At 57.2% G+C, this 24,006-nt stretch carries 18 protein-coding genes; 12 read left to right on the top strand and 6 right to left on the bottom strand.

The genetic code is table 11. The features are described 5' to 3' along the window. Nucleotides 1-265: 265 nt before the first annotated feature. The 4 genes from AC13E3_RS22475 (at nucleotide 266) to AC13E3_RS22460 (ending at nucleotide 7,056) form a co-directional block, all read left to right on the top strand. The gene (locus AC13E3_RS22475; protein ID WP_227497833.1) at nucleotides 266-2,698 is read left to right on the top strand and encodes a S8 family serine peptidase; all 2,433 of its coding nucleotides are present in this window, start codon (nucleotides 266-268) and stop codon (nucleotides 2,696-2,698) included. A 149-nt stretch (nucleotides 2,699-2,847) separates the two neighbouring features. Then, nucleotides 2,848-3,186 carry a protease complex subunit PrcB family protein gene (locus AC13E3_RS22470; RefSeq protein ID WP_008174084.1) on the top strand — a complete coding sequence of 113 codons (339 nt, stop codon included), beginning with the start codon at nucleotides 2,848-2,850 and terminating at the stop codon, nucleotides 3,184-3,186. A 100-nt stretch (nucleotides 3,187-3,286) separates the two neighbouring features. Beyond that, on the top strand, nucleotides 3,287-5,182 hold the full coding sequence (gene parE, locus AC13E3_RS22465) for a DNA topoisomerase IV subunit B (protein ID WP_008174087.1): 1,896 nt from the start codon (nucleotides 3,287-3,289) through the stop codon (nucleotides 5,180-5,182). A 95-nt stretch (nucleotides 5,183-5,277) separates the two neighbouring features. After that, the gene (locus AC13E3_RS22460; protein ID WP_053112725.1) at nucleotides 5,278-7,056 is read left to right on the top strand and encodes an SLC13 family permease; all 1,779 of its coding nucleotides are present in this window, start codon (nucleotides 5,278-5,280) and stop codon (nucleotides 7,054-7,056) included. Here the strand turns inward: AC13E3_RS22460 and AC13E3_RS22455 are convergent. After that, nucleotides 7,051-8,337, bottom strand: coding sequence for an EAL domain-containing protein (locus AC13E3_RS22455; RefSeq protein ID WP_482902575.1), 1,287 nt, complete (start codon nucleotides 8,335-8,337; stop codon nucleotides 7,051-7,053). The genes AC13E3_RS22460 and AC13E3_RS22455 overlap by 6 nt on opposite strands. Before the next feature lie 525 nt (nucleotides 8,338-8,862). On the opposite strand from AC13E3_RS22455, the gene AC13E3_RS22450 reads away from it, so the two are divergent. Both AC13E3_RS22450 and AC13E3_RS22445 read left to right on the top strand, forming a co-directional pair. Further along, nucleotides 8,863-9,408 carry a cytochrome b gene (locus AC13E3_RS22450; RefSeq protein WP_104269898.1) on the top strand — a complete coding sequence of 182 codons (546 nt, stop codon included), beginning with the start codon at nucleotides 8,863-8,865 and terminating at the stop codon, nucleotides 9,406-9,408. 66 nt (nucleotides 9,409-9,474) lie between these two features. Next, nucleotides 9,475-10,056 (top strand): YceI family protein, encoded by a 582-nt coding sequence (locus tag AC13E3_RS22445; protein WP_482902574.1) that lies wholly within the window; start codon nucleotides 9,475-9,477, stop codon nucleotides 10,054-10,056. Between the two features lie 116 nt (nucleotides 10,057-10,172). Here AC13E3_RS22445 and AC13E3_RS22440 read toward each other — a convergent pair whose 3' ends face one another. After that, nucleotides 10,173-10,430: a hypothetical protein gene (locus AC13E3_RS22440; protein ID WP_053112721.1), complete on the bottom strand. Its 258-nt coding sequence runs from the start codon at nucleotides 10,428-10,430 to the stop codon at nucleotides 10,173-10,175. Nucleotides 10,431-10,708: 278 nt separating this feature from the next. Between AC13E3_RS22440 and parC the strand changes: the two genes are divergently transcribed. Both parC and serB read left to right on the top strand, forming a co-directional pair. Then, nucleotides 10,709-13,018: a DNA topoisomerase IV subunit A gene (gene parC, locus AC13E3_RS22435; protein WP_273017347.1), complete on the top strand. Its 2,310-nt coding sequence runs from the start codon at nucleotides 10,709-10,711 to the stop codon at nucleotides 13,016-13,018. Continuing rightward, nucleotides 13,011-14,243 (top strand): phosphoserine phosphatase SerB, encoded by a 1,233-nt coding sequence (gene serB / locus AC13E3_RS22430; RefSeq protein WP_008174104.1) that lies wholly within the window; start codon nucleotides 13,011-13,013, stop codon nucleotides 14,241-14,243. Before parC ends, serB begins: the two co-directional genes overlap by 8 nt. Nucleotides 14,244-14,254: 11 nt before the next feature. On the opposite strand, the gene AC13E3_RS22425 is transcribed toward serB, so the two are convergent. The 3 genes from AC13E3_RS22425 to epmB form a co-directional block, all read right to left on the bottom strand. Then, nucleotides 14,255-16,339: an EAL domain-containing response regulator gene (locus AC13E3_RS22425; RefSeq protein WP_008174106.1), complete on the bottom strand. Its 2,085-nt coding sequence runs from the start codon at nucleotides 16,337-16,339 to the stop codon at nucleotides 14,255-14,257. Between the two features lie 108 nt (nucleotides 16,340-16,447). Next, the gene (locus AC13E3_RS22420) at nucleotides 16,448-18,253 is read right to left on the bottom strand and encodes a GTPase (protein ID WP_286801583.1); all 1,806 of its coding nucleotides are present in this window, start codon (nucleotides 18,251-18,253) and stop codon (nucleotides 16,448-16,450) included. A gap of 222 nt (nucleotides 18,254-18,475) precedes the next feature. Continuing rightward, nucleotides 18,476-19,516: an EF-P beta-lysylation protein EpmB gene (epmB, locus tag AC13E3_RS22415; protein ID WP_008174110.1), complete on the bottom strand. Its 1,041-nt coding sequence runs from the start codon at nucleotides 19,514-19,516 to the stop codon at nucleotides 18,476-18,478. 45 nt (nucleotides 19,517-19,561) lie between these two features. Here epmB and efp point away from each other — a divergent pair, with 45 nt between their 5' ends. Together efp and epmA are read left to right on the top strand one after the other, a co-directional pair. Further along, nucleotides 19,562-20,137, top strand: a complete 576-nt coding sequence (efp, locus tag AC13E3_RS22410; protein WP_008174112.1) for an elongation factor P — start codon at nucleotides 19,562-19,564, stop codon at nucleotides 20,135-20,137. Nucleotides 20,138-20,144: 7 nt separating this feature from the next. Beyond that, on the top strand, nucleotides 20,145-21,113 hold the full coding sequence (gene epmA, locus AC13E3_RS22405) for an EF-P lysine aminoacylase EpmA (protein WP_008174115.1): 969 nt from the start codon (nucleotides 20,145-20,147) through the stop codon (nucleotides 21,111-21,113). A gap of 15 nt (nucleotides 21,114-21,128) precedes the next feature. Here the strand turns inward: epmA and asd are convergent, their stop codons facing one another. Beyond that, nucleotides 21,129-21,983: an archaetidylserine decarboxylase gene (asd, locus tag AC13E3_RS22400; protein WP_008174116.1), complete on the bottom strand. Its 855-nt coding sequence runs from the start codon at nucleotides 21,981-21,983 to the stop codon at nucleotides 21,129-21,131. Between the two features lie 174 nt (nucleotides 21,984-22,157). Between asd and motA the strand changes: the two genes are divergently transcribed. Together motA and motB are read left to right on the top strand one after the other, a co-directional pair. Beyond that, on the top strand, nucleotides 22,158-23,009 hold the full coding sequence (motA, locus tag AC13E3_RS22395; RefSeq protein ID WP_008174118.1) for a flagellar motor stator protein MotA: 852 nt from the start codon (nucleotides 22,158-22,160) through the stop codon (nucleotides 23,007-23,009). 31 nt (nucleotides 23,010-23,040) lie between these two features. Continuing rightward, complete coding sequence (motB, locus tag AC13E3_RS22390) at nucleotides 23,041-24,000, top strand: flagellar motor protein MotB (protein WP_273094576.1); 960 nt, start codon at nucleotides 23,041-23,043, stop codon at nucleotides 23,998-24,000. Nucleotides 24,001-24,006 lie beyond the last annotated feature (6 nt).

Below are 24,006 nucleotides of genomic sequence, written 5' to 3'. Positions count from 1 at the left end.
AGGAAACGTAGTTTGAACAGAAACTGACACAGCCGGCAAGTGACTATAAGCTATTCTCACTTGTCCTGAATTTTGGGTGGTTCCTATTCAAATGATTATTCAAAATCGCTGCAGACACCTTCTGTTGACCGCCGGCATAGCCTTTTTGACCGGCTGCGGAGGTGGGGGCGGTGAAGCCAGCTCTGACCCCTTCCCGGTAGCACCGGGCAGCCCGCTCGCGGGCCAAATAAATATTGAGGCCGGTAGCCGAATAGATCAGGACACCATGGATGAGCTGGGTTTGTCGGGCGCGCAACCGGCAACCAGTCCACAGTCTCTGCCACTGAACTTTGTTCTTGCTGGCTATGTCAGTGGTGATTCGGGCCGTTACGAGGCCATTAGCGGGCAAATCTTCAGTTACAGCGCAGACGCTTCTGATCAGTTTTTAGTGCCTCTTGCGCCCGGTGAAGTCGTCCGATTGGTCAGTCTTGGTAGCCGCGCGGGCAATCCCCAACTCACGCTCACATTGTTTGATGGATCCGGGATGCCGCCCTCGGCGACAACGGACCGAGAGTCAGATCCCGCCGAAGTCACACTTGGCGATGGCTTTTCCGAAGACGATTACCTGCTGGAAGTCGAGGCCACCGGCAGTTTTCCAGCACGTTATGTTCTGGTGAAAGCGTCAACTGGACAGCTTGGCTCGTTCAGCCTCGATTGGCCGGCCCATGAGTTCATGTCTGGAGAAGCTATTGTCAGAATGAACAGCGCAGGCTCTCCGGGGCTATCCGGTCAGTCGGCCACTCCAGGGCGGCATCTGGGTAACGAGGACTGGCTGATCAAAATGCCTTTGAAAGCTGCGGCTGCCAGTACCGAGGCTACGAAAACAGAAACCCTCGATTGGATCAGAGGGTTACGCAAGCGAACCGATGTCGCATCTGTATCGCCCAATTACCTGTTTTCAAGCGCCAACACACCAGTGGGCGAGGAATTGTATGGTCTTCAATGGCACTACGATCTCATAAACGGTCCTGAAGCCTGGCAATTGGCACCGGACGGAGGTGCCGGGGTTTCGGTGGCGGTCCTGGATAGCGGGCTCTTTAGCCCTGATCCGGCGAGCCGAAGCTGGCATCCGGACTTGGAAGACAATGTGCTCCCGGGCCGTGATTTCGTGGACGGTGATGATTTTCCCCAGGATCCGGGCAGTAGCGTTGCTGCCAGTGTCTTTCATGGCACCCACGTGGCCGGCACCATTGGTGCTGTGCTCAATGGCCAGGGCATCGGCGGTGTCGCTTTCGGAGGACGTATTCTGCCGGTCAGGGTGCTTGGCGAGGGCGGAACCGGGTCTTCGGACGATCTGATTGATGCTATTCGGTGGGTCACCGGGGAGACTGACGGTGTTGCCGCGAGAGCTCAGGTGGTAAATCTTAGCCTCGGTGGTTTGCCTGAAATTCCCCAGTTGGAGGCAGCCATCGAATTCGGCGTCAATGAACGAGATATGCTTTTTGTCGGTGCCGCGGGCAACTCGGCCACTTCTTCACCCTCATACCCGGCCGCGTCGCCCAATGTGCTTGCGGTCAGCTCGGTGGATGCGGGGGGGCAATTGGCATCGTATTCGAATTTTGGCAGCTGGATCGATCTTGCCGGACCGGGCGGCGATGCCAGCCGTGATGGCAACAACGACGGGCGGGCAGATGTAGTCTGGAGTACCAGTGCGGTTGCAGGTGCCAATGGTTTTGAGGCCAGCTATACCGGGCTCCAGGGCACCTCCATGGCGGCACCTCATGTCTCGGGAGTTCTTGCTTTGCTGAAGACGCAGGATAGCTCGTTGAACTATGAGGGGTTAAGAGCGCTGCTTGAGTCCGGCGGGCTAACCGACTTCTCTGGTAGCCGGTCGGACCAGCTTGGCTTTGGCATTCTTGATGCCTCCGGGGCGCTGCAGGCGAATCTGAGTGGTGATATCACTATTCTTTCACCCTCCCCATCCCAGGTTATTCTGGGGTCTGAAACGGGGAGCGAACAGATTGTCCGTCTGAATCAGATCGGTAACGGAGCCATCAGCAACGTCAGCATTTCGGATACGCCTCCCTGGTTTACGGTAATCCGCAGCGACATCGACAGTACAATCGCTCTGAATGTTGCGCTGGTTGACTCGGCAATTGAAGAAAACGTGGCTTATCGCGATGTGATACGTGTTGACTACCAGGCTGGCAGTGAGCTTCGGTCTCTGGATATTCCCGTAGTAGCCCAAGTACTTTCAGATGAATTTGCGAGGACTGCCGGGGTCCATTTCGTGCTCCTCGTGAACACTACCCCGGTAGACGGATTTTATGAGGCGGAGGCACAACTGGCGGTTGAGCCGGAAAATGGGCATTACACGTTCCGGTTCGAGTCGGATGATGGCGTGGCACCGAAACGGTTGAGCGAGGTTTCACCAGGCTCCTATTACCTCGTTGCGGGCACCGATATCGATGGAGACGGGATCATTTGCCAGCCAGGCGAGGCCTGTGCGGAATACCCGATAGCCGGGCTGCGAGAGATCATCACCATTGAAGAAGGGCAGTCGCTGGAGGAAGTAATCATGACCACCAGCTTTTCGCGACCGACGATCTCAGCGTCAACTCCAGATATCCTGCCTCGACCAGACTTTTCCGGTTATCGCCTGCTGGAAGCCGGTGAGCGCAGAGAGTCTCTCGAATACACGAGGAAAACGACGCGATGAGCTTATCGAATTCGGGGTTGATAACGGCTTTTCTGGTTCTGATTCTGACGGCTTGCACATCTCCCGCAAGGAATGCCTCCCCGGCACCATTGGCTCGCCAAATTACCCAGTCGCCTTATTGTGGTTTGAGCGGGCCGGGTGTGGCTTATGTGAAATCGTCCGATGAACTCGACAGATTCCTGGGCGTGTCCGGACAGAACCTGACCACAGCGGCGATCAGAAGCGTCAGCTTCGATCGGGAACAGTTGGTGTTTGTGACTCTCGGCCAACAGCCAACGGCCGGTTTCAGTGTTGGGCTGCGGGACGCCAATGCAACTGGTGATACGCTTCTTCTGGACATGGCGGTTATCACGCCTGAGCCCGATGCGATGGTTGCACAGGTTATTACCACACCCTGTGCAGTGCTGGCGGTTTCCAAAGACAAATGGCAAAGACTTGAAGTAACGGGGCTTTCCGATCGACCTCTGATAAAAATCGTCGGGAAGTGAAAGTGGTCGCTGGACAGACAAAACAACCGTTGATCTTTCCTCACGAATCCCTAAGCTATGGCTCAGCTTTTCATATCAATCGCGGAGTCAGTTCCTGCCCATGAGCCAGCAACAATATAACGCCGATGCTATTGAAGTACTGAGCGGCCTGGATCCGGTGCGCAAGCGGCCGGGGATGTATACAGACACCAGTCGGCCCAATCACCTGGCGCAGGAAGTTATCGACAACAGTGTGGATGAGGCGCTGGCAGGGCACGCCAAACGCATCGACGTGGTGTTGTACAGCGATGGCTCGCTGAGCGTTGAAGATGACGGCCGCGGCATGCCCGTGGATTTGCACAAAGAGGAAGGCCTGCCTGGCGTTGAACTGATCCTTACCCGCCTGCACGCCGGCGGCAAATTCTCTCAGGGCAACTACAACTTTTCCGGTGGTCTCCACGGTGTCGGTGTATCCGTAGTCAACGCACTGTCCACCCATCTGGAAGTAACCATCAAGCGCGATGGCCAATTGCACCGGATGACGTTCGCCAATGGCGACAAAGCGTCCGAGCTTGAAGTGATCGATACCGTGGGCAAGCGCAACACCGGTACCCGCCTGAAGTTCAAGCCCGACGTAACCTATTTCGACAGCCCCAATTTTTCCGTTAGCCGGCTCCGCCATAACCTGAGGGCAAAGGCGGTTCTGTGTCCGGGCCTGACGGTTACTTTCCTCCAGGAAAAAACCGGGGAAAAAGACGAATGGTTTTACGAAGACGGGTTGCGGGACTACCTGCGCACGGCCCTGGCCGATATCGAGGTTGTGCCGCTTGAGCCGTTTACCGGCAGCTTTTCCGGAAACAAGGAAGCGGTGGACTGGGCCATCCAGTGGCTGCCCGAGGGCGGCGAAGCGATCATGGAAAGCTACGTAAACCTGATTCCCACGGCCCAGGGCGGCACCCATGTGAACGGGCTGCGTACCGGCCTGCTTGAAGCCATGCGCGAGTTCTGCGAGTTCCGCAACCTGCTACCCCGTGGCGTGAAGCTCTCTCCGGAAGATATCTGGGAACGGGCAGCCTATGTCCTGTCCTTCAAGATGCAGGAGCCCCAGTTCTCAGGGCAGACCAAAGAGCGTCTGTCTTCCCGTGAGGCCGCGGCCTTCATCTCCGGCGTGGTCAAGGATGCCTTCAGCCTTTGGCTCAACCAGCACACCGATGTGGCAGAAGCACTAGCTGAGCTCTTCATCAGCAATGCCCAGCGTCGGCTGCGAGCCAGCAAAAAGGTGGCCCGCAAGAAAGTCACCTCGGGCCCCGCACTCCCGGGTAAGCTGGCGGACTGTTCCGGTGGGGATACCGCCCGGTCCGAGCTGTTCCTGGTAGAAGGTGATTCTGCAGGCGGTTCCGCCAAGCAGGCCCGGGACCGGGAGTTCCAGGCGGTGATGCCGCTTCGGGGGAAAATCCTCAATACCTGGGAGGTTGATTCGGGCGAGATCCTGGCGTCCCAGGAAGTTCACGATATTGCCGTTGCGATTGGTGTAGATCCCGGTTCTGACCAGCTGGATGGCCTTCGGTACAACAAGATCTGCATCCTTGCTGATGCGGACTCGGATGGCCTTCACATTGCCACGCTGCTGTGCGCGTTGTTCGTCAAACACTTCCGCCCTGTGGTTGCCGCCGGCCATGTGTTCGTTGCCATGCCGCCGCTGTATCGGGTAGATCTGGGCAAGGAAACCTTCTACGCCCTGGATGAACATGAAAAGCAGGGCATTATCGACCGTATTGCCGCGGAGAAGCGCAAGGGCAAGATTTCGGTGACCCGCTTCAAGGGTCTGGGTGAGATGAACCCGCTTCAGCTGCGTGAGACCACCATGGCCCCGGACACCCGTCGCCTGGTCATGCTGACCATCGAAGACGGGGATGATACCGATAGCCGGATGGACATGTTGCTGGGCAAGAAGCGCGCATCCGATCGAAGGGCGTGGCTCGAGACCTACGGCAACATGGCGGACATCGAAGTTTAATATTCTATAAGATGCTATAAAAAGCATCCTTTATTCTTTCTCTGTCTTCTGCAAAGTCGTTATCCTGCCAGTTTTCTGATCGGGAAGAACCGTTGATGGACTGGCAGGGCTGGTTTGCGCTGGGCCTCGCAGGCACCGCGTTGATACTGATGAGTGCAGGGCGATTTGCGCCCCATCTGGTGATGATGGGTGTGCTCGTGGTGCTCAGTGCCAGCGGGATTGTGTCCGCGGACCAGGCGCTCGCCGGGTTCAGCAACAGTGGTCTGATCACCGTGGTTGCCATGTTTGTGGTGGCTGCGGGCATTCATCATTCCGGCGGTGTCGATCTGCTGGTGCACCACCTGCTTCGCAATCCCAAGACCGTTCGTTCTGCCCAGGCACGGATTGCCCTCCCGGTATCCCTTCTCAGTGGTTTTCTCAACAACACCCCGGTTGTCGCCACCATGATCCCGGCGGTGCATGCGTGGTCCCGCAAGATCGGTATCTCACCGTCCAAATTGATGATTCCCCTGAGCTACTCCGCCATTCTCGGGGGTACCCTGACACTGATCGGCACCAGCACGAATCTGGTCGTCAACGGCCAGTACCAGCAGCTAACCGGCGAAGAGGGCTTCTCCATTTTCTCGATCACGGCGGTCGGGCTGCCGGTGGCGGTGATCGGCGTGGCCGCTTTGCTGCTTGTTATGCCCCGTGTGCTTCCGGATCGTAAGGATCAGCAGAAATTTGGCTCCATGAGGGAGTTTACCCTGGAGGTCGCGGTGTCGTTTGACGGGCCGCTGGTCGGCAAGACTGTTGGTGAAGCCGGGCTCCGGGAGCTTGAGCGATTGTATCTGGTTGAGATCGAACGCGATGGCAGCGTGGTTACGGCGGTGCCCTCGGAGGAGCGACTCAGGGGTGGCGATCGTCTGGTGTTTGCCGGTGATACCCAGGCCATTTCCGACCTCCTGCGGATAAACGGTATCGTCCCGTCAGTCCATGAAGACGAGCCGAGCTTGAGCAAGGATCGGGCGGAACGGCGTCTGGTTGAAGCGGCATTGTCGCCCCAGTCCGATGTGTTGGGGCTGACCATTCGCGACGCCCGGTTCCGGGACCGTTACGGTGCGGTTGTGCTGGCCGTTGCCAGGGGTGGGGAGCGTGTTTCCGGCAACCTTGGGAATATCCGCCTCAAACCTGGCGATGTGCTGCTTCTCGAGGCCCGCCCCGCGTTTGTCAGCCGACAGCGCTATAACAAGGACTTTCTGCTTATTAATGACCTGGAAACCGAGACACCCCGGCATGACCGGGCGTGGCTGTCCTGGGGAATCCTGTTGGTGCTGGTGGGTCTCGCTGCCTGTGGCACCCTGAGCATGCTTAACGCGGCCCTGCTGGGCGCCGCAGGAATGATTCTGACTGGCTGCTGCTCGGTGGGCCAGGCCCAGAAGTCCGTGGATGTGCCGGTGATCCTTACCATTGCGGCCTCCTTTGCCATGGGCGCGGCTCTGGAACAGACCGGCGCGGCAGGCTTTGTGGCTGCAGGCATCCTTGAATTCAGTCAGGGCGACGTACTGTTAACGATCCTGCTGGTTTATCTCGTGGTGTCGGTCCTGACCGAGGTTATTACCAACAATGCGGCGGCGGTCCTGGTCATTCCCATCGTTCTGTCGATGACGAACAGTATGGGGGTGGCCGCCGAGCCGTTTGTGATTGCGGTGATGATGGCCGCGTCCGCCAGTTTTGCCACGCCGCTTGGGTACCAGACCAACATGATGGTATTCGGGCCTGGTGGTTACCGGTTCGGTGATTTCGTGCGGGTCGGTTTACCCATGAACGTGTTTGTTGGCGCCGTTACCGTTGTGGTTATTGCCGTGGTCTACGACATCACTCCCGGTCTATGAGCGCTGTTCGGTCGGGTTGGCGAGAATGTCGCAGCACAGCACCTGAAGCTTGCCGTCCTGGTAGTACCCCAGTGACAGGGTCACGCACATATAGGCTCCGGTGACGCAAAGGTAGGGGGCGGTTACGTGCAGGCTTTCCGGTTGAGCCAGCGCCTGGCGAAGGAACTGCTGGCGAAACCAGTCGGCGCTGCTGGTGCTCTCCAGGGGTTTGAAACGCGGGTCCATACTGCGTGTGCCCGCATCGGAAACCAGGGTGTCGTCCATCTGAACGCCCTTGTCGTCGACCAGGTAGCAGCGGGAAACGGCTGGGTGGTTCAACAATTCTAGACAGGATTGCTGCATGCTCATCCCGCTGCGAAGCTTCGTGATTGCGTGGTCGAAGAAGCCACTGAAAAAGTCCACCAGTTGCCGGGTCGGATCCAGGGTAACCTGGTTGCGGGTTTTGTATTCCTGCAACAGATGATCGAAATCGGCGGGTGAGTGACTCAGTTGGTCGAGGTCTGTGCTCGGTCTGCGGAAATAGAAGCCCTGAACGAAATCCACGCCCGCATCGATCGCAATCATTGCCTGATCACGGGTTTCCACGCCTTCCAGAAGAACCAGGCAGCCGGACTGGTGCAGCAGTGACACGATGCCGTTCAGAATCTGGCGTGCCTTGTGATCATCTGTCGCACGGGTAAGCAGTTGTCGATCCAGTTTCACGATGTCGGGTGACAGGTTCCAGATTCGCTCGAAATTGGAGTGGCCGGCACCGAAATCATCAATGGCCGTCAGACAGCCCAGTTTCTTGTAGTAGGCAACCGTTTCCCGAAGCCTTTCGGCGTCGTCTGTGGGTTGCTCAACTATTTCCATAACAATCCGGTGTGGAGGTAGGCCGGTTTTGGCCAGAAGCTGTCCGAAGAACGAATCGGCCTGGCTGCCGCTGGTTACCACCTGGGGCGAAACGTTGAGGAACAGCCAGTTCAGCTGATCGCGAATGCCGCTGTAATTGCGTATGTGCAGATAGCGGCAAAGGCGGTCAAGGAGAAGGTTCTCAGCCTCGGAGGCCGGTAGCTGGAACAGGTGCAGCGGCAGTACCGCGGAGTTATCCGTATCAAAGGCCCGGATCAGGGCCTCATAGCCGACGATACGTTTGTGTGAAATGCTGTAAATCGGCTGGAGCGCTGTTCTCAACGTCAGTCCGCGAAAATCTGCGGTCCATGTGTCATCGTCCCTGTTCAGCATAGGAGACAACAGGTCCACTTCCGGAGCTGTCAGCTTTTCAGGGAGGCGTCTCGACATAGATGATTCTGGTTGATTGAACGAACGCATCAGTCGCCCCACTCTGGCGCCTGAACTGTCTTTTATCAGTACAGGTTTCGCCTGAAAAATCGAGAAGTTACTGATAGTTGGAAGGAAGATTGCCAAAAAACCGAGTTTATTACCACTGTTTCATGTAGAAACTGGAAACGGTTTGTATCTTTGAGGGTCTGCAAGAGGAAAGAAGAGAGGGGAGCCCAGCGGTCCGGACGGACCGCCAGAGAATCAGTTATTACTGGGTACAACCACGCTTTCGTCGAATTCGAGTTCCATGTCCTGTCCTCTCGGTCAATGAGGCCCCAGACGGGGCATTCAATTATGAGCCAAGTTTATCGTTGCTATAATTTTGAACAATCCGTAAAACCCCTATGCGACCAAAGGCAAAAGCCCGGGCGAATAGTCAGAATTTCTGATGTACCGCTGCAAAAGATTTTGATTTTTTTCGCACAACCAAGTTTCTAGACTTGGCTTCAACGATGTAACCAGGGAACAGGGTGAATTTTCATCATGCAAATCAGGAATACCTCAGCCGACTACGGTCTTGTAACCATCGTGAATCACTGGGTCGTTGCTCTTGCTGTTTTCGGCCTGTTCGGGCTCGGCTTCTGGATGGTGGATTTGTCCTATTACGACGACTGGTATCGCCGCGGTCCGGATATTCATCGCAGCGTTGGCATACTGCTGTTTTTATTGATGCTTTTCCGGGTGGTCTGGAGAGCGGTGAATGTTTCGCCGGATCCGCTGGATGGGCACAAGAGCTGGGAGATTCGAAGCGCCCATGCAGCCCACCTTCTCCTATACGTGCTGATTTTCGTCGCCATGGTCAGCGGCTACCTGATATCGACCGCCGACGGGTCTTCGATCAGCGTGTTCGGCTGGTTTGAAGTGCCATCGGTCACTGGCCAGATAAAGGGAATGGAGGACATCGCCGGAACAGTTCACTATTGGTCCACCTGGGCCATTGTCGGTCTTGCTGCCATTCACGCGGCTGGCGCCTTCAAACATCATCTGCTTGATCGCGACCGCACGTTACGGCGTATGCTAGGGAAGTGACTGGCCGGCCGTTTTTTATCGTTTAACGCCCGGAAGTCGGGCACCAATGCAACAAGGGAGATAACCATGAAAAAAGTTCTGCTTGCCTCGGCCGTGTCGATGGCGCTTGTAGGTGCAGTCCAGGCCAACGAGCACAGCGGCACCTATGCGTTTGATACCAAGGGCACTCACCAGTTCATTACCTTCAAGATTTCCCACCTTGGCTACAGCTGGCTGTACGGTCGTTTTAACGATTTCGACGGCGAGTTTGTCTACGACGCCGAGAATCCGGAGAACAGCACTGTCAACGTGACGATCGATACTGCGAGTGTGGATTCCAATCACGCCGAGCGCGACAAGCATCTGCGCAGCGAAGATTTCCTGTATGTGGACGAATTTCCGCAAGCAACGTTCAAGAGCAAGCGCGTGGTGCTGGATGAAGAAGGCGAGGCCGATATCATCGGCGACTTCACCCTCCGAGGTGTGACAAAAGAAGTGACCCTCGATGCCGAAATGCTTGGCCACGGGGACGATCCCTGGGGTGGCTACCGTATGGGTTTTGAAGCGGAAACCGAGCTTCGCCTGACAGACTTTGGCATCCCGATGGATCTCGGCAAGGCCTCCGAGACTGTCGAGATCATCATTTCTGTCGAAGGTATCCGGCAGTAAAACTGGCTGACCCTGTCAGAGGGGGTTCCGGGCGCAGGCCCGGAACCTCACTTCAGGATTCCCCTCTACGATGCATCATGATTGTCCGTGAATACAAATGCCGCATTCTGGCTGGTTCAGAGCGTGGATTCGCTCTGTGGATGATCTGACGATGACCTGTCTGTTTCACAAGATTTGCACAGGTGCCTTTGGCGCCAGAATTGTCCCGCGAAGATGACCAGCCAGATCAGCAAACCCGCCCAAAGGTAGGGCTCGGGAATCTGGAAGCTGCCGCTGATTGCAAACTCCACGAGGAGCATCAGTGCCACCGCCAGAACCGCATTTACCATGGCTGTCACCATGGCTTGCCCGCAGGCTTTGATGTTGGGTTTCATAGTGTTCCGCTTGTCAGAGAAGTAAAACGGTCTTCTATTCACTTCGACGGAGCATACGGCTCACCTTACGGACTCTCCATGCGGGAATTCCGCTATTGGAATCAGACGTCTGTGCGACGCCTCGGCAGTTTTGGCCAATAAATCCGCAGGTTGTTGGTGTATCGGCGCCTTGCTCCATATAATGTGCGCTCCTGCTAACCGGTGATTATTCCGGGGCCAGGGCGTAGCATCACCGACGGTATTCAAATCAGGCAACACAGGCAATCAAAGAGGCATCCATGCCAGAGTTTCAGACAACGGATGAAGGCTTCGAGCGGGTTTCGCTCCGGGATTACACGGAAAAGGCCTATCTCGATTACTCCATGTACGTCATTCTTGACCGGGCACTTCCGAATGTCGGCGATGGCCTGAAACCGGTTCAGCGGCGGATCGTCTACGCCATGTCCGAGCTGGGGTTGAAATCCACTTCCAAGTACAAGAAGTCTGCCCGTACCGTGGGTGACGTACTGGGTAAGTTCCATCCCCATGGCGACAGCGCCTGCTACGAAGCCATGGTGCTGATGGCCCAGCCTTTTTCCTATCGTTACCCCCTGGTGGACGGGCAGGGTAACTGGGGCTCCCCGGACGATCCCAAATCCTTTGCCGCCATGCGTTACACCGAATCCCGCCTGGCGCCTTTTGCGGAAGTGCTTCTGGGCGAGCTGGGGCAGGGAACGGTGGACTGGGTGCCCAACTTTGATGGCACCATGGATGAGCCGTCAGTGCTTCCGGCCCGGTTGCCCCATGTTCTGCTTAATGGCACCACCGGTATCGCCGTTGGTATGGCCACGGATATCCCGCCGCATAACGTTCGGGAAGTCACCGCAGCCTGCATACGCTTGCTGGATCAGCCGGAGTCGACGGTTGATGAACTCTGCGAGCACATCAAGGGCCCGGATTTTCCGACTGAAGCAGAAATCATCACCCCCCGGAAAGACATCCGGCAGATGTACGAAACCGGCCGCGGATCGCTGCGGATGCGGGCACGGTGGATCCGCGAGAGTGGTGAGATCGTGGTTACGGATCTGCCGCACCAGGTCTCTGGCAACCGGGTTCTGGAGCAGATTGCCCATCAGATGCAGACCAAGAAGCTACCGATGGTGGCGGACCTTCGTGACGAATCCGATCATGAAAACCCGACCCGCCTGGTGATCGTGCCCCGATCCAACCGGGTTGATCTGGATGGTTTGATGGCGCACCTGTTTGCCAGCACCGATCTGGAGAAAACCTATCGGGTCAACATCAATGTGATCGGCAACGATGGCAGACCGGGCGTGAAGGGATTGCACCAGATCCTTACCGAGTGGCTGACCTTCCGGCGCACCACTGTCATCCGCCGTCTCCAGCACCGCCTGGACAAGGTGCTTGCACGCCTGCACATTCTGGAAGGCCTGTTGATCGCCTATCTCAACATCGATGAGGTGATCGAGATCATTCGCACTGAAGACAAGCCCAAGGCCGAATTGATGGCCAGGTTCGGTCTGTCCCCGGACCAGGCGGAAGCCATCCTCGAACTCAAGTTGCGCCACCTGGCCAAGCTTGAGGAAATGAAAATCCGGGGCGAGCAGGATGAGCTTGCGGCTGAACGGGATGAGCTCCAATCCATTCTGGGTTCCGAGGATCGCCTGCGCGAACTGATCAAGAGCGAGATGCAAGCGGATGCCCAGACCTTTGGCGATGATCGCCGCTCACCGATAGTCGAGCGTGAGGAGGCCAAGGCATTCAGTGAAGTGGACCTGATCTCGAACGACCCCGTTACGGTTGTGCTGTCTGAAAAAGGCTGGGTTCGCGCCGCCAAGGGGCATGACATTGAGCCGGAAGGTCTGAGTTATAAAGCCGGTGACCGTTTCTCCCTCGCGGCCCGGGGACGGAACAACCAACAGGCGATATTCCTGGATTCTACCGGGCGCGCCTATTCCTTGATGGCTCACAGTTTTCCATCTGCCAGAGGCCAGGGTGAGCCGCTGACGGGGCGCATCAACCCGCCCTCCGGTGCCAGCTTCTCAGGCCTGTTGATGGGAGATCCGTCCCGTAAGGCGTTGCTGGTTACCGACGGTGGCTACGGGTTTGTTACATCGCTGAACGACATGATCAGTAAGAACCGCAATGGCAAGGCAGTAGTCAGTGTTCCCAAGGGCGCGAGGATCATGCCTCCACTGACCATACCGACGACCGAGAAAACGCTGTATCTGGGGGCGGTGTCCAACGAGGGACGGATGCTGGTGTTCCCGCTTAGCGAATTGCCGGAACTGGCCAAGGGTAAAGGCAACAAGATCATCAGCATTCCCTCGGCCAGGGTTCAGAGCCGTGAAGAATATGTGGTGGCAGTAGCAGTATTTGCCGAGGATGACCAGCTGGAAATACGGGCCGGCAAGCGCAAGATGGGGTTGCAGTTCGCGGACCTCGAGCACTACCTCGGAGAGCGGGGGCGCCGCGGCCACAAGCTGCCAAGGGGTCTGCAACGGGTTGATGGCATTGACGTGATTCCTTCCGCCGCACGAGCGCAGGAAGAGGCGGGCTCTGACAGCGAGGGTACCGACAGTGAGTGAACTGGTACTGATTAATGTCTCCGGGCGTGACAAGCCCGGCCTGACGTCGGAAATCACCGGCATCATGGGGCGCTATGATGTGCGCATTCTGGATATCGGACAGGCGGTCATCCACGACCACCTGACGTGGGGCATTCTGATCGAGATTCCGGATGAATCCAAATCCTCGCCCGTCATTCGTGACTTGCTGTTCCGGCTACACGCTCTGGATCTGCAGGTCAGGTTTGCGCCGATCACCGTCGAGGAGTACCAATCCTGGGCCGCGGCCCGGAACCGGGCCTGCTACATCGTGACGCTGCTTGCCCGGGATATCAAAGCCGAGCAGATTGCCCGGGTTTCCGCCATCACGGCGCGTCATGGTCTGAACATCGATAACATCTCACGCCTGTCTGCCAGGCCCTCGCTGAATGCCGCAGACAATCGTATCGCCTGTGTCGAGTTCTCGGTAAGAGGCACACCATCAGATCTTGAGAAACTTCGGGCGGATTTCCTGCATATCGCTGGCGAAATGAATGTGGATATCGCCTTCCAGGAAGATTCCATCTTCCGCCGCAATCGCCGGCTGGTGGTCTTTGACATGGATTCCACGTTGATCGAAGCCGAAGTGATCGACGAGCTGGCTGCGGAGGCCGGAGTCGGGGAGCAGGTGGCAGAGATTACCGAAAGGGCCATGCAGGGCGAGCTGGATTTCAGCCAGAGTTTTGCCGAGCGCCTGGCACTTCTGAAAGGCCTGGATGAATCGGTCCTCGAGGGAATCGCCTCGCGGTTGCGGATGACCGAGGGTGCAGAGCACCTGATCCTCAGTCTCAAGGCGCTGGGATATCGCACCGCAATCCTGTCGGGCGGCTTCACCTACTTTGCGCGCCACCTTCAGCGCAAACTCGGTATCGATTACATCTACGCCAATGAACTCGAAATTGAGGATGGCAAGGTCACAGGCAAGGTTTCCGGGCAGATTGTCGACGGCAAGCGAAAGGCAGAACTGCTTTTGGAAATCGCCGAGAAAGAGCATATTTCCCGGGAACAGGTTATTGCCGTCGGTGATGGCGCCAATGACCTTCCAATGCTGAGCCAGGCCGGCCTGGGGGTGGCTTTCCGCGCCAAGCCCCTGGTCAAGGAATCAGCGCGCCACGCGATTTCGACGCTGGGGCTGGATGCGATCCTGTACCTGATTGGTTTCCGTGAGAGCGAAACCAATCAGAGTCTGGAAAACGCCGACTTCTGAGCCGTTCAGGCTCAGTTGTCGCCGAAGTCGTAGTTCATTTCAGGTACTGGTGCCTGCAGGTAGTAGCCCTGAATATAGTTCACGCCGGCCTGCCACAGGGTGGCGAGAACGCCGGCATTCTCCACAAGCGGGATGATGGTGAGCTTACCGCTGGACTGCAGGCTCTTGACCATTTCCTTGACCTGTTCTTTGGCCTCGTCGCTCTTCTGGATTTCTTCCGTGAAGGAACCATCGATCTTCACATAGTCCGTATCGATGTGTTTCAGGGTGTTGAACGGATTGAGGGCGCAGCCGAACTGGGAGATGGATACCTTGCAGTGAAGCTCGTGCACCGCCTTGGTGAAGTCTTTCGCCTGCTTCATGTAGTTGTTGGCATCGCCTTCCCGGATCTGGAAAATCAGGGAATCGCCCGGCAGCCGTGCGGCTTTCAGGGCAACGCTCAGCCAGGGAGTGAAGGTTTTATCCTGCAGGGTTTCGGCCGTCACATTGAGGAACAGGCGGGTATCGTGGCCCCGTGAGCGATGGCTGGACAGCTGTTTGATGGTCTGCAGAATAACCCAGCGGTCAATCTTGATCGCGGTGTCGCTCGGACCTGTTGGCGGCAGGAAGTCATAGGGTGAGACTTCCTCATCGTCCTTGTCGAGCATGCGCACGAAGGCCTCGTAATGTTCCTCGCCTTCGCCACGCAGGTTGATTATCGGCTGGAACAGCAGCCGGAAGCGGTTTTCTTCCAGAGCTTTCTGAATCGCTTCCACCGAATTGCTTTGATCCAGAGCCTCGAAGTCGGCGGGGTTGTAGACCACCACACCGTTGCCCTCTGCATGACCTTCGAGCTTTCGTACTTCCGCCGATGCCGTATGGGCCCTGGCCATGAGTTCCTCGGTCTTCGGCGAATTCTCGGTAATCGCGGCGACACCGATGCTCACGGTCAACTGGACCGTGCGGCCATTGATATCAAACAGATGGTCCTCAACCGCCTTGCGGATGCGCTCGGCGTGCCCTGCCATGGTAGATTCATCGCAGGGCTGGCTGAGCAGACTGAAGGCATCATCGCTCAACCGGGCCAGGGCAAGGTCGCCACCGGCCTGCTCTTTGAGCAGGTTTGCCAGATCACCAAGCAGCAGGTCGGCGCCGGAAATGCCCACCTGGCCCTTCATGCTCATGAAGTTATCGAGGGCGATGTAGGCGAGTGCACCGGTTTCATTCTTCTTGCCGGCGTTGGCGATTGCTTCAGCGAGTGCATCCATCAGGTACTGACGATTATACAGCCCGGTCAGAAGGTCCTGGCTGCTGATCTGGCGCAGCTTTTCTTCCAGCTCTGCGTCGCTGTGCTCCGGCTGCAGAACGATCTGCGTGCATTCCTCACCGTCGTAGGTGGCGGCCGAGACCGACATGGTCACGTTCAGTTCGTGGTCGTCGCTGCGTCGAGCCGTGCAATTCATGGTCATGCCGTCTTCGCCCTTTTCGGCAAACGACTTCATGAATTCCTTGTACTTCTCCTGGCTTTCCGGGGTGAGGGTGTCCAGCACCGGAACGCAGATTAGATCGTCGATGTCATCGTACCCGAGAAACTCCATGTACGACTGGTTGGCGTAGATGTGCATGCCATCATTGATGTAGGCAATCGCATCCTTGGAGCTTTCCAGCAGCAACTGGCACCGCTGTTCCGCTTCCCGCAGATGGGACTCCAGAACACGGCGCCGGCGACGTTCGTCAAGAGCTGCCAGCTCACGATTGACCTTCAGCACAATAAGATCGGTGTGCTCGAACGACACCGTATCCTGGGCGCCTGCCTTCATCATGCCTACGGTGCGCTCCCGGCTTTCTTCTTCCGTCAGGAGAATGAACGGAATGTCCTTGTCCATCCGGCGGATCATGGCGAGGGCGTCGTCGGCCGAAAATTCCTGCTCCAGGTCGCGGGCCAGAAGCAAATCCCAGTTTCCGGCCTTGAGCGTTTCTTCCAGATCTTCTTCCGAGGTGATTCTGTGGGCTCGGGTAGCCTTGCCGGAGTTACGGAGCAGGCTGACCAGTGATTCGGCATCGTTTTGCGATGGATCCAGAATCAGCAGGTGTACGGTCGCGTTCTTTTTCTGCATTCGAAGGGCATCTCGTGATACACGGTTCATTCACTAACGCTGAATGATGCAGGGGTTGCCGATCAATAACAACCCTCTGAAGGCTTCCGGTGTCTCAGTTTGGAGACCTTACAGAGATGGCCAGAGCGAGTCGAATTCGTCCTCGCTGGCTCCGGATGATGCAGGCGGTGCGCCAGCATTCAGCGTTGCCGCGTTCTGCAGCTTGAGTTCGAACTGGCTGATGCTGCCAGTAGAGGACACTTTGCGAGACAACTGACCCTGATCTTCCCGGCCATCATGGAGCAGGGAGATGCGGCTGCCCGACTGGAATGGCAGGCGAGGCGTGATCAGTGTGGCTGACTGGTTGACCACGCTGATTTCCGGTAACAGCAGGCCGCGCAGGTATTCACTGCTGTTGCCCACTTTCTGGATCAGGCGCACACCGCAGGGTGAAGCGCTCGGTGCGAGCAGCTCAATGCCCACCTGGGTGCCCTGGTTCTTGATCTGTCGAATCCAGCGCACCACCGCCACGCTCCAGGGATGTGAGCTTTGCTCACGAACGCCCAGAACCTCGCCGGCCTGCAATGACGGAGGCACATTGCTTTCCCATGCAACGCAGTAGCCACCGGGGCTGGTGTTGATCAGGAAAGAGTGGTGTGATTTTGGCCGGTTCCGGTCGGTCGACGGGGCCTGGGAGTTGCCGTAGGAACCCTTGAAGTTGATCGGCGTGTCGTCGGCGTGAAGCCGTTCGTCGCTGGGACTGGCGTCGTGGGCGCCTGACCAGGCGTCCTGCTTCTGGCGCGACGACCGCACGAACAGGTTTTCTTCTTCATGATGGCCGTTGTCGTTGCCATTCACGAATTCCGTAAAGGTTTTCTCGCCGGCAATGAAGTAGTGCGCGGCTGTGAGGCCCGCGCAGACTTCAAGGGACCCCTGGCTCGCGATGCGGTTGAAGTTCCGCTTCGCGAGAATGCCGAGGGCCTGGCTGAGGTGGGTGAGCAGGGTGTCGCTTACCTTTGCCGGCACCTGAAGTTCGTGGTCGGTATCTTTGTGCTCGCGACGGGCATGGAGCGTCTCCGACAGCATCGCCGAGAGATCCCGGGTATCAAAGCCGAAGCTGTCGTCACCTGGTTTCTGTTCGAGAAGGCTGCGGTAAACCGGCGGGTTGTCCCGTTCCATGTTGATTACAAACAGGCTGTCGTCCTCAACATCCGGTCCGCACCGGGTATGGTCCGTCCAGGATTCGAAGAGTTCATAGACGTGCAGAAGCTCAGCCTGTCGCAGCTGATTCGGGCGCGCACAGCCCAGCAGGAGGATACGCTTGTAGCTGTCGGCGACCGAGCTGGTGCGGCGATGCTGAAGTGTGTCGTCCTCCACCTGTACTACTGAGAGCTTGTTGCGGTGTGCAAACCGGAATAGACGGTGGCACTCCAGCCAGCTCTGGGCGGGGCTCGGGCAGTAGAGCTGGTGCGATCTCAGAATGGTTGCCGACAGCTCGGAAATGGCCCGGTGTGCGGCTGTGGCAATCTGGCGCCGATTCTTGTCCAGTCCCCCGTTGTCGATAAAGTCCAGAACGCACAGCTTGTAGCCGCCGGCCAGATGTAATTGGAGCGCCTGGGACAGATTGGCGATCTTCCTTTGTTTTTCGGGCAGCGCCACGGCAAGACCGAGGTAGTGGCGGGAGAGCTCATTACAGACAAAATGAATCTTTTCCCGAATCAATTCCAGGAACTGCATGCGCTGCTGGGGCGCCAGGAAAAGGTGATTCAGTTCGATAATGGCGTGGTAAAGCTGTCGTGACACCTCGCCGATATTGGCCATCGGCAATTGGTCTATCCAGACCCGGAACGCCTTGGGCGTCGTGTCACAGAACGACAGGCTGGCCGTTTTCTGTTCGGGAACGCGGAGATCAGGTTTCAGGGTCTTACCTTCCATGAATGCATGCCAATGTCTGGACCACAGGTGGTATTCCGGGGTTGGCCCTGCCTGGCTGGCGGTTACCGGTTGTCCGCCGGCCTGTCAGGAAAACGCCGTAAATACATGTTTTTATCGTTAACGGTACTGGACTTTAAAGTAGCAAACCAGTCGTAAAAAGCGAGAAGATCATGAGTTGACAATCTTTGACAAGTGAATTTGGGCCGTTTTTTGTGAAGCTGGTCACGGGAACAGGTTGATCGGGGTCTTGCTTTCCTTGCCAGGCTCTTCTCTCACCAGCTTCGGCACCAGAAAACCGGGCAGGCGCGCCAGCAGCTCACGCACCAGATTTCGGGCCTCATCATCGGATACGTCGAAATGGTGAGCGCCTGTCACCGGATCAAATGCATGCAGGTAATAGGGCAGGACGCCCGCATCAAACAGGGTCTCGCTCAACTCTTCAAGCACCGCCGTTCGATCATTTACACCCCTGAGGATCACGCTCTGGTTCAGGAGCGTTGCGCCTGCGGCCCGGAGGTATCCGAGCGCACGGCGAGTGGGGCCGTCGATCTCTGCCGGGTGGTTGATGTGCAGGACAATCACTACCTGGAGCGGAGTCGTCGACAGCCACTTCAGTAACTCGTCGCAAACCCTCTGGGGAATCACAACTGGCAAGCGGGTATGCAGGCGCAGCCGGCGGATGTGGGGTATCCCGCTGATAGCGCTTGCCCACTGACTGAGTAGGCGATCATTGACGGCCAGGGGATCGCCGCCGCTGAAGATGACTTCGTTGATTTCCGGGCTGGCGCCAAGGGTATCAATTACCCGCTGCCGGTCGTGAGGGCTCAGGCGTTGCTCGTCGTAGGGAAAGTGCCTGCGGAAGCAGTACCGGCAGTTGATCGCGCACTGTCCGGTTACCATGAGCAGGGCACGGCTGCGGTACTTGCGGATGAGCCCGGTGGTGGCGATGGCGCCGGATTCTTCGAGAGGATCGCTGACAAAACCGGGCGCGTGGCCGGCTTCGTCCGCCAGCGGAAGCACCTGTCTAAGCAAGGGGTCGGCCGGATTGCCCTTTTCCATCCGGTTGAGGAAGGGTTCAGGTACCCGGATCTGAAAAAGCCGGTGGCCTTGTTCTGCCCCTGCAAGCCACGGTTCCTCGGGCAACTCGAGGCGGCGGAGCAGCTCCTTCGGCGACTTAACAGCGCCCGACAGCAGTTGCTGCCAGCTGCGTTGTTCGTGGTCGGAAAGGTGGGCTTCTATACGGGCGGGGGTTCGCTGTATCATAACGCCCTTCGAATTCTAAACAGCATTTTGTCAGGTGGACATTTCATGGCTTCATATTCTACCAACGAATTTCGCGGCGGTCTTAAGGTTTTGCTGGATGGCGACCCCTGCATCATTCTCGAGAATGAGTTCGTCAAACCCGGGAAGGGTCAGGCCTTCAACCGGGTAAGGCTGCGTAACCTCATGACCAACCGGGTCTGGGAGCGCACGTTCAAGTCCGGCGAAAGTCTTGAAGCTGCGGATGTCATTGATCAGGATATGGAGTATCTCTATACCGACGGTGAATTCTGGCACTTCATGCTGACTGACGGTTCCTTCGAGCAGTACCCGGCTGATGCCAAAGCGGTTGGCGACGCGCTGAAGTGGCTGAAAGAGCAGGACGTTTATACGGTAACGCTCTACAACGGCTCGCCGCTGTCTGTAACGCCCCCCAACTTCGTTGAACTTGAGGTGGTCGATACCGATCCGGGAATGAAAGGTGACACCGCCCAGGGTGGTTCCAAGCCGGCAACACTCTCTACCGGTGCGGTTGTCAACGTACCCCTGTTCATCACCATCGGCGAAGTCCTGAAGGTGGATACCCGCTCTGGCGAGTACGTGAGCCGGGTAAAGAGCAGTTGATCCGGTCATGAACCGCGAACCTGTCTGGCAGCCCTCTGCCTCGCAGGCTGCCCTGAAAAGCCGCGCACAACAACTGGCGTTTGTGCGCGGCTTTTTTGCGAAGCGAGAAGTGCTGGAGGTCGAAACCCCGGTGCTTGGGCGATGTGGCGTTACTGATGTCAATCTTGACGGCATCCCCGCGCAGGTTTCTGCCGGCACACGCAAAGGCGGGTGGCTCCAGACGTCTCCCGAGTACCACATGAAGCGATTGCTTGCGGCCGGCTGTGGATCCATTTTTCAGATCTCCAGGGTGTTCCGCAATGGCGAACAGGGGCGTCGTCACAACCCCGAATTCTCCATGCTCGAATGGTATCGGACAGGCTTTGACGATGTGACGCTCATGGCTGAAGTGTCGGACCTTGTCTGCGGCTGGCTGGGATGCGAGCGGCCGGAAATCATTCAGTATCGCGATGCCCTCAGGCGATGGGCGCACATTGACCCGTTCGCAGCGACGGACCTTGAACTGATGCGCCGCTGTGAGGAGTGGCTGGAGCCAGAGCAATTGGCGGACCTTGGTCGGGATGGCTGCCTCGATCTGTTGATGAGTTTTGCCGTGGAGCCGAATCTGGGACGGGGCAGGCCCGTTTTCATAACGGGATATCCAGCCTCGCAGGCTTCTCTCGCTAGAGTTTCGAAGTCTAACGGTTATGAGACCGCGCATCGTTTTGAACTCTATGTAGATGGTCTGGAGCTTTGTAACGGTTACTGGGAATTGACCGATCCAAGAGAACAGAGGTTGCGCTTTGAGGCCGATAACGAGCTTCGCAGCCGATCCGGAAAGCCTGAAATGGAGCTGGATGAGGCTTTTCTCGCTGCGCTTGATCAGGGTTTGCCCGAGTGCTCCGGTGTCGCACTCGGGCTGGACAGGCTGCTGATGCTCAAGCTGGGAGTCCAGGACATCCGTGAGGTCTTGGCGTTTCCGTTCGAGCGGGCTTGAGCCTGCGGAACTTGATCACGCCAGGGCGCCGAACGCCTCGCCCATGCGAACGGTTTTGCCGGCCACCTGATTGCTGTTCCAACTGACGGCGCCTTTTGGCATAACCACAATCACAGTGGAGCCCAGGCGGAACCGGCCCATTTCTTCACCCTTATCGAAGGTGATGGCCTGCTCGCCTTCGTACAGTGTTGATGTGACCTGCCGTCTGCCGGGCACAACAACGCCTGCCCAGCGGGTTTCCACGCTGCCGACAATCATGGCGCCAACCAGTACCAGGGCCATGGGGCCGGAGGCGGTGTCGAAGATGCAGACAACCCGCTCATTGCGGGCGAACAGATTCGGGACATTTTCGGCGGTTACCGGGTTGACCGAAAAAAGCTTGCCGGGAACATGGATCATCTGTCGAAGCGTGCCGGCCATCGGCATGTGGATCCGGTGATAGTCCTTGGGCGAGAGGTAGATTGTAGAAAATTCGCCATCGGCAAACGGGGCTGTGGTCGCCTCTTCGCCACCGAGCAGCTCGCTCAGGCTGAACGACTGGCCCTTTGCCTGGAAAACCCGGTCTCCGGTGACCTGGCCGAGCTGGCTGATGGCGCCGTCAACGGGGCTGACCAGGGTTTTTTCGCCGTCCGCCAGGGGGCGGATGCCAGGCTTCAGCTCCCGGGTGAAGAAATCGTTGAACGTGGCGTAGGCTTCAGGGTTAGGCTCGGCGGCTTCGCTCATGTCAACGCCATAGCGGCCGATAAACCATTTTATAACCCGGTTCTTGAGCGCAGGGGAGCGGTCATTGTCCGCCAGACGGCCGGCGAGGTTGGATACCCCCAGTTGCGGCGTGATGTACTGGCTAAGAACAAAAAGCTTGTCGAACATTAGATGTGATCCTTTGCGCTCAAAGGCGCGAAGTTTACCAAAGACTGCTACCTGTATAGAAATTGTTTCATGGCTTCGCGGTTATGACGCGGCCTTGCTATTATCGTGTCACCTTTTGCGTGACAGCTTCCGGCTCCGGCCGATAACCAAGAAAATAAGGCGTGCGTAGATTCTATGTTACTGATCGTCGGTTCGATTATTGTTCTGGCCAGCGTATTGACTGGCTATGTTCTCCACGGCGGCAATCTGATGGTGCTCTGGCAGCCAACCGAAGTGTTAATCATTTTCGGGGCGGCTCTGGGCTCGTTCATCATTGCTAACCCCGTCCATACGCTCAAAGAAGTCTTTGGTAAGGGAGTCCAGTTACTCACAGGCTCACCCTATAAAAAGGCTTTCTACATGGATCTGCTGAGTCTGCTTTACGAGATCTTCGATAAATCCCGTAAACAAGGCGTCATGGCGATCGAGGAGGACATCGATAATCCCGAGGCAAGCCAGATTTTCAGTCGATATCCAGCCGTCATGAAGTCCAAGGAACTGCTCGCGTTCATCACGGACTACCTTCGCATCATCAGCTCCGGAAATATGGCGACCCACGAGCTGGAAGGCATGATGGAGAATGAGATCGACAGTCGTCAGCACGAGCTTGAGGAGCCTGCTCACGCGGTCAACAAAATCGCCGATGCGCTGCCGGGGCTTGGCATCGTCGCTGCGGTGCTGGGTATCGTAATTACCATGAACTTTCTCACTGAAGGCCCGGAAAAAATTGGTCTCAGTGTGGCTGCAGCACTGGTGGGTACTTTTCTGGGTATTTTCATGGGGTATGGTTTTGTGGGTCCTGCTTCTATCGCCATGGAACACGCTGCGAAGTATGAGCTGAAGGCTTACGAGTGCGTCAAATCAGCGATTGTGGCGACGGTTTCCGGGCAAGCACCCCAGATGGCCATTGAGTTTGGCCGCAAGGCGTTGCCCACGGATAAGCGCCCTGGGTTCCAGGAGCTTAATGATCACGTTCGTTCCAAGTAACACCGCCCTCATCTGAACCCGGAGCCGATTCGTGGAAGAACAGCCGATCATCATCAAACGGAAAAAGGTTGTTGCAGGTGGCCATCACGGTGGCTCCTGGAAGGTCGCGTTTGCCGATTTCGCCACCGCCATGATGGCTTTCTTTCTGGTTCTGTGGTTAACCGCTACGGCATCGCCGGAGCAAAAAAAAGCGGTTGAGGGTTACTTCCGGGATCCCGTTGGCTTTACCGAGGGTGGTTCTCCAAACCCTGTGGACCTTGAGGGCAGTGCCTCGGTCGTCAACGAGGCGAGTCCGGATATCGAATCGAGCCAGATCCAGATTGAAGACGAAGTGGTGGATGAGCTCTCTGAAACTCTTGAACAGCGACGTATGCAGGAGTTGTTTCAGGAGCTGAAGGAGCAAATCAAGCAGGATGAGACTTTGCAGGAGTTCAAGGATCAGTTGCTGATCGATATAACCGACGAGGGCCTGCGGATCCAGATCGTCGATCGCTCCGGTCGCCCCATGTTCGACAGCGGCCGGGCCGAGCTGAAGTACTACTCTCAGGATATTCTGTTTGAGCTTGCGAAAACTCTGGGTTCAGTGAACAACAAGCTCAGTATTACCGGGCACACCGACTCCACGCCATTTAGCGGTCGGCCGGGTTACACGAACTGGGAATTATCGGCAGACCGGGCAAATACCGCCCGAAGAGCGCTGGTTGCAGGGGGTGTGCGTCAGCAGCAGATTGCTCGCGTGGTTGGCCTGAGTGATTCCGTACTGTTCGACAACGAAGACCCGAACGCGCCGGTGAATCGCCGCATCTCCATTATCGTCCTCAACAAGAAAACCGTCGATAACATCCAGAGTAGCGCTGGCCAGTCAGATGAGCCCCTGATCGATCTGACCCAGCCAACCGAGGCGGAGCAGGAGGCGGCCCGTGAGCGTCTGGAAAGCGGGGAATGGTTGCAGGAACAAGAAGAGCCGGCCCCTGGCGAACTCAACTGGTAAGGCCGC

It is taken from the genome of Marinobacter sp. L-80 (assembly GCF_056859395.1).
Note: the sequence above shows the minus strand (reverse complement) of the source record. Positions and strands in the feature narration are given on the sequence as shown.

What these genes read in the sequence shown, in the direction of transcription:
- AC13E3_RS22475 (WP_227497833.1), top strand. Translation starts at nt 266, where the DNA reads ATGGATGAGCTGGGTTTGTCGGGCGCGCAACCGGCAACCAGTCCACAG.
- parE (WP_008174087.1), top strand. Translation starts at nt 3,287, where the DNA reads ATGAGCCAGCAACAATATAACGCCGATGCTATTGAAGTACTGAGCGGC.
- AC13E3_RS22460 (WP_053112725.1), top strand. Translation starts at nt 5,278, where the DNA reads ATGGACTGGCAGGGCTGGTTTGCGCTGGGCCTCGCAGGCACCGCGTTG.
- AC13E3_RS22455 (WP_482902575.1), bottom strand. Translation starts at nt 8,337, where the DNA reads ATGTCGAGACGCCTCCCTGAAAAGCTGACAGCTCCGGAAGTGGACCTG.
- AC13E3_RS22450 (WP_104269898.1), top strand. Translation starts at nt 8,863, where the DNA reads ATGCAAATCAGGAATACCTCAGCCGACTACGGTCTTGTAACCATCGTG.
- AC13E3_RS22445 (WP_482902574.1), top strand. Translation starts at nt 9,475, where the DNA reads ATGAAAAAAGTTCTGCTTGCCTCGGCCGTGTCGATGGCGCTTGTAGGT.
- AC13E3_RS22440 (WP_053112721.1), bottom strand. Translation starts at nt 10,430, where the DNA reads ATGAAACCCAACATCAAAGCCTGCGGGCAAGCCATGGTGACAGCCATG.
- parC (WP_273017347.1), top strand. Translation starts at nt 10,709, where the DNA reads ATGCCAGAGTTTCAGACAACGGATGAAGGCTTCGAGCGGGTTTCGCTC.
- AC13E3_RS22425 (WP_008174106.1), bottom strand. Translation starts at nt 16,339, where the DNA reads ATGCAGAAAAAGAACGCGACCGTACACCTGCTGATTCTGGATCCATCG.
- AC13E3_RS22420 (WP_286801583.1), bottom strand. Translation starts at nt 18,253, where the DNA reads ATGGAAGGTAAGACCCTGAAACCTGATCTCCGCGTTCCCGAACAGAAA.
- epmB (WP_008174110.1), bottom strand. Translation starts at nt 19,516, where the DNA reads ATGATACAGCGAACCCCCGCCCGTATAGAAGCCCACCTTTCCGACCAC.
- efp (WP_008174112.1), top strand. Translation starts at nt 19,562, where the DNA reads ATGGCTTCATATTCTACCAACGAATTTCGCGGCGGTCTTAAGGTTTTG.
- epmA (WP_008174115.1), top strand. Translation starts at nt 20,145, where the DNA reads ATGAACCGCGAACCTGTCTGGCAGCCCTCTGCCTCGCAGGCTGCCCTG.
- asd (WP_008174116.1), bottom strand. Translation starts at nt 21,983, where the DNA reads ATGTTCGACAAGCTTTTTGTTCTTAGCCAGTACATCACGCCGCAACTG.
- motA (WP_008174118.1), top strand. Translation starts at nt 22,158, where the DNA reads ATGTTACTGATCGTCGGTTCGATTATTGTTCTGGCCAGCGTATTGACT.